Annotated in this window: 6 protein-coding genes; 5 read left to right on the top strand and 1 reads right to left on the bottom strand. The window is 65.1% G+C overall.

Translation table 11 applies throughout. The features are described from left to right. Positions 1-23 precede the first annotated feature (23 nt). The 5 genes from ABEA43_RS10895 to ABEA43_RS10875 are packed head-to-tail and all read left to right on the top strand — an operon-like array spanning position 24 to position 12,251. Positions 24-2,912 (top strand): DEAD/DEAH box helicase, encoded by a 2,889-nt coding sequence (locus tag ABEA43_RS10895; RefSeq protein WP_345560770.1) that lies wholly within the window; start codon positions 24-26, stop codon positions 2,910-2,912. Then, a complete protein-coding gene (locus tag ABEA43_RS10890; RefSeq protein WP_345560768.1) occupies positions 2,912-7,060 on the top strand; it encodes an Eco57I restriction-modification methylase domain-containing protein in 4,149 nt (1,382 codons plus the stop codon). Before ABEA43_RS10895 ends, ABEA43_RS10890 begins: the two co-directional genes overlap by 1 nt. Continuing rightward, entirely contained in the window at positions 7,060-8,889 is a 1,830-nt protein-coding gene (locus ABEA43_RS10885) for a DUF4357 domain-containing protein (RefSeq protein WP_345560766.1), read from the top strand. The genes ABEA43_RS10890 and ABEA43_RS10885 overlap by 1 nt, the downstream gene beginning before the upstream one ends. Before the next feature lie 53 nt (positions 8,890-8,942). Continuing rightward, positions 8,943-10,079 carry an McrC family protein gene (locus ABEA43_RS10880; RefSeq protein WP_345560764.1) on the top strand — a complete coding sequence of 379 codons (1,137 nt, stop codon included), beginning with the start codon at positions 8,943-8,945 and terminating at the stop codon, positions 10,077-10,079. Between the two features lie 33 nt (positions 10,080-10,112). Further along, the gene (locus tag ABEA43_RS10875; RefSeq protein ID WP_345560762.1) at positions 10,113-12,251 is read left to right on the top strand and encodes a UvrD-helicase domain-containing protein; all 2,139 of its coding nucleotides are present in this window, start codon (positions 10,113-10,115) and stop codon (positions 12,249-12,251) included. 17 nt (positions 12,252-12,268) lie between these two features. Here ABEA43_RS10875 and ABEA43_RS10870 read toward each other — a convergent pair whose 3' ends face one another. Next, positions 12,269-13,255, bottom strand: a complete 987-nt coding sequence (locus ABEA43_RS10870; protein WP_345560760.1) for a hypothetical protein — start codon at positions 13,253-13,255, stop codon at positions 12,269-12,271. Position 13,256 lies beyond the last annotated feature (1 nt).

Below are 13,256 nucleotides of genomic sequence, written 5' to 3'. Positions count from 1 at the left end.
CCAGAAAGAGACCTGACACCCCGATGAGCTCCTTCACTCCCGGCTCCCTTGTCTCGGCACGCGGCCGAGACTGGGTCGTGCTGCCGGACAGCGCTCCCGACATGCTCGTCCTTCGCCCGCTGGGCGGGGCCGACGACGACATCGCCGCCCTCTTCCGCGGGCTGGAGGAGGTCACGAGCGCCGAGTTCGCTCCGCCTTCACCGGCGGATCTGGGCAACCAGCACGCAGCAGGGCTGCTGCGTTCGGCTCTGCGCATCGGCTTCCGATCCGGCGCCGGCCCCTTCCGCTCCCTGGCGGGGATCGCCGTGCAGCCACGCGCCTACCAGCTGGTTCCGCTGATGATGGCATTGCGCCAGCGGGTTGTCCGCATCCTGATCTCCGACGACGTCGGCATCGGCAAGACCGTCGAGGCCGGGCTCATCGCCGCCGAGTTGCTCGCCCAGGGCAGCGCCAAGAAACTGGCCGTGCTCTGCTCCCCTGCGCTTGCCGAGCAGTGGCAGGAGGAGCTGCGCGTCAAGTTCGGCATCGATGCCGAACTGGTGCTGGCCTCCACGGTCGCCAAGCTGGAGCGAGGCCTGGATTTGGGGCAGTCGCTGTTCGACCGGCACCCGCACGTGGTGGTTTCGACAGATTTCATCAAATCCACCCGGCACCGCGACGACTTTGTGCGGCACTGCCCCGACCTGGTGATCGTTGATGAGGCGCACACCTGCGTGGCGACCGATGAGAAGACCTCCACTCAGAACCAGCTGCGCTACGAACTCCTCCAACGCGTCGCCGCCGACACCGAACGTCATCTGCTGCTGGTGACGGCGACTCCGCACAGCGGCAAGGAGAGCGCCTTCCGCAACCTGCTCGGCCTCGTCAAGCCGGAGCTGACAAAAGCCGACTTCGACACCGAAGCGGGCAGAGTCCTCCTCGCCCAGCACTTCGTTCACCGCAAGAGGGCCGACATCCGCCAGTTCCTCACGACTGACGACGGTCTGGCCGACAACAGCCTCGCGGAAGAGACCTCCTTCCCCTCCGATCGATTCTTCAAGGACGAGACCTACCGCCTGTCCCCCGCCTACCGAGCTCTGCTCGACGACGCCTTGGCGTACGCGGGTGAACGAGTGAGCGCAGCAGGCGACCGCGGGAAAAGGGAGGCCCGGATCGCCTGGTGGTCGGCGATCGCATTGCTCCGCTCGCTGGTTTCCTCTCCGCGCGCCGCAGCCCAGACGCTGCGGACCCGCTCTGCTGCCGCGCAAGCGGCGACCGCGGAGGAGGCGGACCGGTTCGGTGCCCCGCTCACCAGCGACTCCGCCGACAGCGACGCCCTGGAGGGTATCGATGCTGTCCCCGGCGCGGAGATCGACGGAGCGGGAGCCCGCCTGGCCGAGCTCGCCGACCGGGCCGAACGGCTGGAAGGCCCCGCCGAGGATCTCAAGTTGGCAGCTCTGATCAAGCACCTCAAGGCTCTGCTGGCAGACGGCCACCACCCGATCGTCTTCTGCCGCTACATCCAGACTGCCGACTACGTCGCCGAGCACCTGGACGGGAAACTCGGCAAGAAGACTGTGGTCAAATCCGTCACCGGCACGCTCTCCCCCCAGCAACGCCTCCAGCGCATCGACGAGCTGGCCGACCTCGCGGGCAGCGACCCGGCGGCACGCCGTGTCCTGATCGCGACCGACTGTCTGTCGGAGGGTGTCAACCTCCAGCACTACTTCGACGCTGTCGTCCACTACGACCTCGCCTGGAACCCGACCCGCCACGACCAGCGCGAGGGCCGGGTCGACCGCTACGGGCAGAAGCGTGACACCGTGAAGGTCATCACCCTGTACGGCAGTGACAACGGCATCGACGGAAAAGTCCTCGAAGTCCTCATCAGGAAGCACCGGCAGATCTTCAAGGACCTGGGCATCTCGGTCTCCGTCCCGGACGCCGCCTCCACCGGTGTGACCGACGCGATCGTCGAGTGGCTTCTGATGCGCAGCCAGAACCGTGAGCAGGAGGCCCTGTTCAGCTTCGAAGAGATCGAGGGCAGGACCGAGGCGCTGGAGGCCGACTGGAATTCGGCCGCGGAACGTGAGCGGACCTCCCGCTCCCGGTTCGCTCAGCGTTCCGTCCACCCGCAGGAGGTCGCGCTGGAGGTTGCCTCGATCAGGGACGCTCTGGGGGGCACCGGCGAAATCCGCGACTTCGTCCGGCACGCTCTGCGGGATCTCGAAGGGCTCCTGAAGGAAGGGGCAGACGAGAGCTTCACCGCCGACCTCAGCGGAACTCCCGCCGGGCTGCGCGACGCTCTCGCTCCTGTCCTCGGTGGTGATGCTGTGGAACTGGGCCGTCCGGTCCCCTTCCGGAACACCGCCGCGGTCGCCCGGGGTGAGGTGGCACTGGTCCGCACCGATCCCGTGGTAGGCGCGCTGGCGAGTTACGTGCTCAACGCCGCCCTCGATCAGCAGGCCGACGGCAGACGCCCAGCCCGTCGTTGCGGCGTGATCCGCACGAAGGCGATCGAGACGCGCACCACTCTCCTGCTGGCCCGCTATCGCTTCCATCTCACCTTGCCGTCACGGATGGGGATGCGGCAGCTGGTCGCCGAGGACGTGCGGCTGCTGGCTTTCCAGGGCTCCCCCGCGAACGCCACCTGGCTGCCGACCGAACAGGCCCAGGCGCTGCTGGAGGTCACTGCCGATGACAACACCGACCTCGACTTCGGTGTGCGGACCATGAGCCGGGTTCTCGACGGCCTGCCCGCCACGACCGCCCACCTCGAGGAGTACGGCCGGCAGCTCGCCGCAGAGCTGCTTGCCTCCCACCGCCGGGTCAGAAGCGCCTCCGGCGAGATCGTCCGTGGCCTCACCGTCACCGTCCAGCAGAACGCCGACATCCTCGGCGCCTACGTCTACCTTCCGGTGGGAGCCGCCTGATGTCCGCCGTCGCCCGCAATCAGGTCTTCCCCGCCGTCCACACCGTGGGCGGGCTGCTGCCCGCCGACATGCTGCTCCGCATCTCGGAGGCCAAGGACGTCAAGGGCTCGCTCCCCGCCGACTACCGTGTCATCGGCTCGCGCACGGTCCGTGACGATGCCGAGCGGCACTGGGACTACCTCAAGTCGGTCTGGAAGGAGCTGCGCGAAAAGCTGCCCGTCGCCCCAGAGGCCGAGATCCCCGCCGATCCGACGGGGCTGGCGGTCACGCAGTGGCTTGAACCGCTTTTCGCCGAACTCGGGTTTGGCGACCTCACCCCCGTCGGTTCGGCAGGCATCCGCTCCGACGACGGTGCCAAGACCTTCGCGATCAGCCATCGCTGGAACCACGTCCCTCTCCATCTGGTGACCTGGAATTCTCTGCTCGACAAGCGCCAGGGTTCCGGCACGATCCCGCCGCAGTCACTCATCCAGGAGTGCCTGAACCGTACCGACGCCCAGCTGTGGGGCGTCGTCACCAACGGCAGACAACTGCGCCTCCTGCGCGACTCCAACGCGCTCGCCACGGCCTCCTACGTCGAGTTCGACCTGGAAGCCATCTTCGACGGCGAACTGTTCAGCGAGTTCGTCCTGCTGTATCGGCTACTGCACGTCACCCGCTTCCGGGTCGAGGACGGCGAGGCAGCCTCGGCCTGCTGGCTGGAGAAGTGGCGCGGTGAGGCGATCACCTCGGGCACTCGGGCGCTCGACCACCACCGCGACGGCGTTCAGCGAGCCATCACCACACTGGGAACCGGGTTCCTCCGCCATCCCGGTAACCGGGAACTGCGCCGCAACCTGGACGTGCACGCCTTCCACAACGCGTTGTTGCGGCTCGCTTACCGCCTGATCTTCCTGTTCGTAGCCGAGGACCGCGACCTGCTCCACACGCCGGAGACCGACGAGGAGACCCGCCGCCGCTACGCCACCTACTTCTCCTCCGGTCGGTTGCGCCGCCAGGCCGCCCGGCGTCGCGGTACGGCACACAGCGACCTCTACCAATCGTTGAAGATCGTCCTCGATGCTCTGGGAGACGAGGACGGGCACGAGAAGTTGGGGCTCCCCGGACTCGGCGGATTGTACGACGACAAGCCTGCCGACGCCCCATTGCGCGGGCTCTCGCTGGCCAACGCCGATCTGCTGGAGGCTGTCCGGCACCTGTCACGGGTCCGTGACGTGGACTCTGCGCGCTGGCGGCAGGTCGACTACCGCAACATGGGTTCGGAGGAGCTCGGCTCCATTTACGAGTCGCTGCTGGAGCTCGTTCCCAAGCACAGCGCTGTGGACAGCACGTTTGAGCTGGTCAACCGGCTCGGCAACGACCGTAAGAAGACCGGCTCCTACTACACTCCGAGCTCGTTGATCGAGACCCTGCTGGACTCGACGCTCGACCCGGTGATCGACGACGCCCAGAAACGCGGCGAACAGAAGGCAGCAGTCGCCAGCTCACCCGACCCGAGCGAGCACATCGTCGCTGAGCTGCTGTCGCTGACCGTCTGCGACCCGGCCTGCGGGTCTGGGCACTTCCTGGTCGCCGCTGCCCGCCGCATCGCCAAACGGGTCGCCGCCGTGCGCGAGAGCAACCCCGAGCCGACCCTTGATGCCGTAAGGCATGCACTGCACGAGGTGATCGCCCGCTGCGTCTACGGGGTGGACCTCAACCCCATGGCGGTCGAGCTGGCCAAGGTGTCGCTCTGGCTGGAGGCGATGGAGCCGGGCAAGGCACTCGGTTTCCTCGACGCGCACATCAAGCACGGCAACGCGCTGATCGGTGCCACACCGGCGCTCATGCTGGACGGCATCCCAACCAAGGCGTTCAAGGCCGTCGAAGGCGACGACGAGAAATATGCGAGGTTCCTCGCCAACCAGAACGAACAGGAGCGCGCTGGTCAGGGCGGTCTGTTCGATCTGGAAGTGGAGATGAAGGTAACCAACACCGCATTCGCCTCGGGCTTGCGCGCCATCGCCGCTAAGCCGTCGAACACCCTCGCCCAGGTTCACCAACAGGAGGCCGACTACCTGGTGTGGGAGTCCTCACCCGAGTATGTCCGGGCTCGGCACGTGGCGGACGCCTGGTGCGCGTCATTCATGTGGCATAAGGCCAAGGACGCCCCACCCGCGATCACCCATGACGTCTTCCTCGCCCTTCAGGACCCTGCGGCTGAGGCCGCCTCGCAGAAAACCCATGAGGAGATCGAACGGCTTCGGGAAGAGTATCGATTCTTCCACTGGCACCTAGCGTTCCCCGATGTCTTCACGGTGCCGCAGCACGGCGGCCCGGACGTCGACCCGGCGACTGGCTGGGCAGGCGGATTCTCATGTGTGCTCGGTAACCCGCCTTGGGATGAGGTGGCTTTCGCAGAGAAAGAGTACTTCAGTGTCGTTGAGCCGTCTATCGCGGCCATGGCTGGTGCTGCGAGGAGGGCTCGAATCGTTGAATGGTGTCAGGAGAATCTGGAGGCAGGCAAGGAATATCATAAGTCGCGAAGGAAAATCAAGACTACATTTCACTACGCAGGCAGCTCGGGGGTGTTCCCGCTGTGCTCGAAAGGGCTATCAGTTAAGGGCGTTATTTCACTCCAGACTGATCAACTCTTCGTAGAACGCTTCACCTCCATTGTCGCCGGGCAAGGCCGAATCGGCTGCATAGTCCCTACTGCCATCGCGACTGGCGCAGGATCACAGCACCTATTCAGTGGCCTCACACGACTTGGGTCAATAAAATGCCTCTATGATTTCGAGAATCGGAGGCTGCTATTTGCCGGCGTGCACGCTAGTCAAAAGTTCTGCCTATTTTCACTGGTCGGACGAAGGCTGAGTGAACCCGCGGCCAAATATGCGTTCTTCCTTCGGGAGGCCGTCGACCTCGACGACACAGAGCGGATTTTCGAGCTCACTCCGGACGAAATCGCGCTCATCAATCCCAACACTGGCAACGTGCCAGTTTTTCGTACGCGTCGGGACGCTGATCTGGCATTGGGAATCTACCGCCGACTCCCTGTGCTGTGGAATGAGACAAAGCAGCACATCAATGCATGGCCCATCGATTTCACGCGCCACTTCGACTTGACTGATGACTCCGACCTGTTCCGTTCCAGAGAGAGAGCCGAGGCAGAGGGTTGGATGTTGCGAGACAACGTCTTCCTTCGGGGCGAGGAGGGGATGTTGCCGGTATACGAGGCCAAGATGGTCACGTACTTCAATCATCGAGCTGCCGACGTCGTCAAGAGCGAGACTGCAGTCAACCGCCAAAACCAACCGCGCTACCTGTCCGTAAACGAAGTTCAGGATCCGTCGCGGCTCGCGATGCCGTTGAACTGGATTACACATCGTGGACTAATCCCGACCGTGAGAAAGAAGAAGGAAGTCAAGATCCCAGGGGTAGCTGTTCGTCTGGAGGAACTGAAGTGGGGGCGAGACTGGCTCTGCGGCTGGTGCGATGTGACCTCGGCAACCAATGAGCGCACCGCCGTTCCGTTGTTCCTCCCTCTCTCTGCGGTAGGCAATACCATCTTGCTGATGCTTCCCCGTACCACCCCTCGCGTAGTTGCCGCGCTCATCGCTGCGCAGAGTTCGCTCGTCTTCGACTTCGTCAGCAGGCAGAAGGTGGGTGGCATCCATCTGGGCCTGATGATCTGGAAGCAGCTTCCCGTCCCTACACCGCAGATGCTGGAGCCCCACACCTGCTTCACCACCACGCGCGTCCTGGAACTCGTCTATACCGCTTACGACATGAGCGGGCTTGCCCGTGACCTCGGCGACCTCGATGAGCCCTTCCAGTGGGACGAGGACCGCCGGGCACAGATCCGCGCCGAGCTGGACGCCTACTTCTTTCACCTCTATGGCATCGCCCGTGACGACGTCGAGTACATCCTGGAAACCTTCCAGTCCGAGACCGGCGGCCTCAAGAACAACGAGATTGCCAAATACGGCACCTACCGCACCAAAGACCTCATCCTGGCCGAGTACGACCGCATGGATCTCGCAGGCGTGGACCTCGGCACCCCGCTCATCGACGGTGAAACCTACATTTCGCCGCTCACCCCCCCGCCCGGTCACGGCCCCCGCCATCCGGCTCGCGCCAGCCGTGCAGTGACGGAGGAAGCCTGATGTCCGGCGAATATCCCGAATTCCGTATCCGCCTGCCGCATGGCGGCCCCATTGGGCATGGACGGCTGCTGGACGAGAAAGGGACTAACGGCAGCCAGAGGTTCAAGGTGCTTGCCGGGTCACCTGTCCGGGCAGAGGTCGTGCCCTCGTTCCCGGTACGGATGCCCGCATCCAACGGGCTGCGGGAGCGGCTGATCGCCGAAGGCAAGATCATCCGGTCGACGACCTGGCCTGACTACCTGGAGACCGCAGAGGACATCGTCTGCAACTCCCCGTCGTCGGCAGCCGAGATTCTCGTTGGCCGCAGTTCCAACGGATTTCTGGAGTGGAAGACCGCCGATGGGCATCCTCTGGCCGACTTCCTGGAAGCGTCCTGGCACGGGCCTAACCGTGTCTGGTTGATCCGCGGCTCCAACGTCTCCGGAATGGACCTCGTCCAGAGGCTGTGGCTGTCCGAACAACGCGTGAGTCTGGCAGCGGGCCGCCTGCGCGAAGGCGTGACCCAGGGGATGACCAAGGACCAGCTGCGCACCTTCGTCGACGAGGACTACGAGTCGGTCGCCTACAGCCAGCGATCACGGCTGGTGGAGGAGTTCCACTTCTTCCTGTCACGGATGAAGCCTGGCGACACGGTCTGCACCATCTCCAACGGTCACCTCTACGTCGGTGAGATCACGGGAGACGTCGAGCAGGTCGCCTCCGAGGGAGGCAGATCGAACCTGCGCCGACCGATGGAATGGCAGAGCATCGGCTACCCCTATGAGGAATTGCCCGAGGAGTTGCAGCAGAAGCTCTCCATCCAGCACGACGTCGTCGACCTCACCTCGGTCGATGCACTGGTGGCCGGCCTCGGTCGCAGCGACGAGGAGCTGATCGACGAAGCCGAGGGAATCACCGGCGAGCTGAGCGCCGAACTCCCCGCACTCACCGCACGGCGAGAGCTGGAACTGCCGGAGCCGACCAAGGAACTCGCTGACGACCTCCTCGTCCACGACGTTGAGTGGCTGCGCGAAGTTCGTGACCTGCTCTGGGATGACCGGCAGCTCGTCCTGTACGGGCCGCCTGGCACTGGCAAGACGTTCCTGGCCTTGAAGCTGGCCGAGTTCCTCGGCGGCGGACCCGAGCAGGTCAAGCTGGTGCAGTTCCACCCGTCGTACGCTTACGAGGACTTCTTCGAGGGATTCCGGCCCCAGGAGGACGAGGAGACCCGGGAGGTAGCCTTCCGGCTGACCGCGGGTCCGCTGCGCGAGCTGGCCGATCTCGCCTCCCGCGAGGGGAACCGGCATGTGCCGCATTTCCTCATCATCGACGAGCTCAACCGGGCCAACCTGGCCAAGGTCTTCGGCGAGCTGTACTTCCTGCTGGAGTACCGAAACAAGTCGGTACGGCTCACCTACTCCGGCGACGACTTCGCGTTGCCGTCCAATCTCTTCGTCATCGGAACCATGAACACCGCTGACCGCTCGATTGCGCTCGTGGATGCGGCCATGCGGCGGCGCTTCTCCTTCGTCGAGCTCTCGCCGAGGACAGAGCCAACCAGCGGCCTGCTGCGCCGCTGGCTGGAGCGCGAGGGACGGGACTCCGAACCCGCCGATCTGCTGGACGAGCTCAACCGGCGCATCGCGGATCCCGACTTCCAGGTAGGCCCGTCGTACCTGATGAAGAAGGGGGTGTACCGCGAGGGCGGGCTCGATCGCACCTGGCGGACGAAGATCCTTCCGCTGCTGGAGGAGCACCACTACGGCGAAGGCATCAACATCGCCAAGCGTTACGGGCTGACCGAGCTGAGAAAGGCCGTCGAGCCTCCGACAGAGACCGACGAGCCGTGACCTCAATCGAGCTCATCGAGCATGCTCCCGCCCGTCAACTCACGCTGGACGACATGACCGGCCAGGCATTGGCCGCCTCGGGCATCGCCGAGGCGGCGCCCGATCCCTGGATTCCCGGCCAATGGCGCATACGGGCCGGGACCAAGGTAGGAGTGACGGCGGTGACCCTGCCCGACGGTCGCGTGATCACTGTCCGAATCAGGCCAAAGGTACCCATCGCCCGGCTGTTGTTCTTGCTCGGCTACAGCCGTAACCCGAAGGGGTGGCGCACCGACGAGGTGCCAATGGCGGAGGAGACGGAGTTGCTGCCCGTGCTGGCGCGGCTTTTCGCCGTGCAAACCGAGGAGGCTCTCCGGCAGGGGTTGATCCAGGGGTACCAACCCACGGAGGAAACCGCGCTCATCGTCCGCGGGCGCATCCGCGAAGCCGATCAGATCCGAAAGCATCATGGCCGGTTCCTCCCGCTGGAGATTGCCCACGACGAGTTCACCGCTGACATCGCGGAGAACAGGCTGCTGCGCACGGCCTGTGAACGGCTTCTGCGGTTGCCTGTGCGCGTCTCGAAGGACACGCGTGGAAAGCTCCAGCGGCTCCGCGTTCGATTGGCGGAGATCACTCCGATCGACCGGGGCCACCAGGTGCCGTCGTGGCGGGCCAGCCGGCTCAACGCGCGCTACCACAAGGCCCTGCGCCTGGCCGAGCTCGTACTGCACGGCTCCTCTGTCGAGCATCATCCCGGCGACGTCATGGTCAGCGGCTTCCTCTTCGACATGGCCAGGGTCTTCGAAGATTTCGTCACCGTCGCGCTCCGCGAAGCACTCGCCGACGACGGTGGCCACTGCGTCCTTCAGGACGGACATCATCTCGACGAGGACCGGCAGATCAGGATCGTCCCCGACTTCGTCCGCTACAGCGGCGACGGCATCCCGGTCGCAGTGGCCGACGCCAAGTACAAGGCCGAGAAGCCCGAGGGTTTCCCCGACGCCGACCTCTACCAGATGCTGTCCTACTGCACCGCGCTCAACCTGCCCGAGGGCCATCTGGTCTATGCCAAGGGCAACGCCACACACGCCGCCCACCGGGTACGGCACGCCGGGATAACGATCCACCAGCATGCGCTCGACCTCGATCAGCCCCCCGCCGAGCTGCTCGACGAAATAGGGGCTCTGGCCCGACTGCTCAGCACATGATCCACGCCTGACGATCACCCCAGGAGGCCCATCGTGCCGCAGCTCGCCTTCGCCAACAGCTTCTGGGAGAGCTATGACGCCTTGGAGAAGCCCGTCAAAGCCGGGGTGCGCAAGGCGATGGCAAAATTCCAGCAGCTCAGCGTCGCCGGGCTGCAAGCCGACAAAGGCCTGCACCTGGAATCGGTGACGAACGCACGCGACCCTCGGATGCGCACCATAAGGATCACCGACTTCTGGCGAGGCGTCGTGCTCGCGCCCGACGACGGAAGTCAGACCTTCCTGCTGCTGAACGTCGTCCCGCACGACGAGGCTTATGGCTGGGCAGCCAAGCGGCTCTACACGGTCAACTCTGCGACGCAGGCGTTGGAAGTGCGTAACGTCGTCGCGATTGAGCAGCTCACCCCCGCGCTGGAGAAGGCCGCAGCCGAAGCACCCAGCCTGCTGTTCGCACGCCACTCCGACACCGTGCTGCGCGACCTCGGCGTAGACGACCAGGTGCTGCGTGCCGTGCGGACGATCATTGACAAACCGCAGCTGGAAGCATTCGGCTCCCTGTTCCCCGAGGACCAGTTCGAGGTTCTGCAGTTCCTCGCCGAAGGCTTCTCGCCCCAGGAGGTCTACCGAGACGTCGTCGCCGAGCGTCGCCCCGCCGTACCCGCGGGCGACGCCAGCGGCAGCCTCGCCATCGCCATCGCCAACACCTCAAGCCGCATCACTCTGGTCACCGGCCCGGGCGAACTCGCCGAGATCCTTGACAAGCCATTCGCGGCGTGGCGGATCTTCCTCCACCCAACCCAGAGGCGAGTGGCCTACCGACCGTCCTACAACGGCTCCGCCCAGGTGACGGGCGGGCCGGGGACCGGCAAGACAGTGGTGGCCCTGCACCGGGTCAAGCACCTCCTCACCCGCTCGCCACACTGCCGCGTGCTGCTCACCACCTACACCACCGCACTCGCCGGTGCGCTGCGAGAGAACCTCGCTCTGCTGATCGACAACGAAGAGCAGCTCGCGAGGGTGGAAGTCACCACGGTGAACGCCTACGCCTACCGCACTGTCCAGAAGCTGGCCGGACGCGTGCCGTACATCGTCGACGACACAGACGAACGACACCTGTGGAGACGGATCCGGCAGCGGCTCAACCTGCCCTGGACCGAGCAGTTCCTGGAGCAGGAGTTCCGGCATGTCGTACTCGCCCAACGGATCGTCACCAAGGGTGAATATCAGAAGGCCGAACGACGAGGGCGCGGCACGCCGCTAGGCCCCCGCCAACGCGACCAGCTATGGGAGGCAATAGAGACCTTCCAACTGGAGTTGCGGACTGCGGGCAAGTGCACCCACCTGCAGCTCTGCGCGGAAGCTACCCGCTTGCTCGGTGGCGCCGACCTGACGGCACACGGTTTCGATCACGTCGTCGTCGACGAGGCCCAGGACTTGCATCCCGCACAGTGGCGCGTGCTGCGGGCTGCAGTTCTGGAAGGGCCTGACGACCTGTTCATCACGGGCGACCCGCATCAGCGGATCTACGACTCCAGAGTATCTCTGGGGTCCTTGGGCATCGCCGTGGCAGGGCGGAGCGCTCGGCTACGGATCAACTACCGCAGCACCGCAGAGATCCTCACCTGGTCAACCAAGATTATCGATGGCTCGCCTATCGAGGACATCGGCGGAGGAGGCCCCGACAGCCTGACCGGCTACCGCTCCCTGCTGCATGGCAAGCAGCCGCACACCACCGGATATCCCAACGAGCAGACAGAGGTGACCGCCGTAGTCGCGCAGGTGATGGGGTGGGTCAGTCAAGGCGTCCGGGCTGACGAGATAGCCGTCTGCGCTCGGTTCAATCTGTTCCTGGACAAGGTCGGCGAACGACTTGCTGCCGCCGGTATCGCTGCTGTCCGGGTGAAGGACCAGCCGGGCCCCGGCGTCGAAGGTGTCCGATTGGCGTCCATGCATGCCATGAAGGGGCTGGAGTTTCGATGCGTGGCGGTGGCGGGAGTAACGGCGAGAGCCGTCCCTTTCGAGAAGGAGGTCACTCCGCAGGACGTGGACCGTCTCCAGCATGAGAGCGACATCCTCAGGCAGCGGTGTCTTCTCTTCGTCGCGTGCACCAGGGCGCGCGAAGCGCTCCATGTTTCGTGGAACGGTACGGCCAGCCCTTTCCTGCCCGTCCACTGAAAAGCCATCCGGCCTGCTCATCTGCGAAGGACGTTGACCCGTTCTGCGCCGATCAGCGGGGCATCCTCGGGTCCCGCGATGTATGGCGCGATCCAGATGGGCTTGTGGTCCTGGCGGGAGGGAAACCAGTGGTTACGCCAGTGACCTCGGACAACCCACTGATGGTGGTAGTTTCGCCCCGGCTCGGCACCCAACGGCTCGGCTCTCCCCGGGCGGCGGGCGCGGCGCAACGTCAGCAGCCGGATCGGCTGGACAACCGCCCCCTGCCGCTCCAGCCTGCGACGAGTTCCGCGATCAGGATCGAGCCGTTCTTCTGTCGCGATCTCCTGGCTCGCCAGCAGCCATGTGGCGATCATGGTGCGTCCCAACGACTCCAGATAGCCCATATCCTCCGGGCGAGTGTCCTCCCCGAAGTCCAGCCCCGTCCAGTCGGGCTCCTCCCGGAAGGTGAACACCGCCTCGGAGGTCATCGAGAGCCGCCCAACGCCGAACATGTTGCGGTGCCCGCGTAGATACGCACCCCCCTTCTCGATCACTTGCGTGTAGAGGGCAGTCTCCGTGTGGTCGTAGTAGAAGCTCACCCCTACCGCGTCCCCGTCAGGAGCCCAGGAGGCCGCGACGACCGGCGCCTCGCGGGGGTCCCTCTTGGCCCAGGCGATCGGGCTGCCCCAGACGATGAATCCCTGCGGCGCGGGCAGATCCTCAGGCATGAGCCGAAAGGCCGGCAAGCTTGCTCCGGCAGCCACCGCGACTTCAGTCATCGCATCGGAGACATAGAACAGCTCGGCATCCCGCACGCGCTTGATCGTTTCGACGGTCAGGTAGGCGGCCAGCTCCTGCTCAGTGAGCTCGGACGTCTCTCGGGCGCTTGCCTCAAGGAGGCGGGCGTCAGTCGGATGGTCCCGGATGAACCGGAGCATCTGCTCAGGTCCGATGCGGAAGAGATCCTCAACAAGGTTCTGCCGAACCTCGGGTACCTGCCGGGCCTCGATGGGGTTGTCCACG

This window comes from Nonomuraea rosea, from assembly GCF_039539705.1.
In the GTDB taxonomy this organism is placed as follows: Bacteria; Actinomycetota; Actinomycetes; order Streptosporangiales; family Streptosporangiaceae; genus Nonomuraea; species Nonomuraea rosea.
The sequence above is the reverse complement of the archived record's forward strand: the minus strand, read 5'-3'. Positions and strand labels throughout refer to the sequence as shown.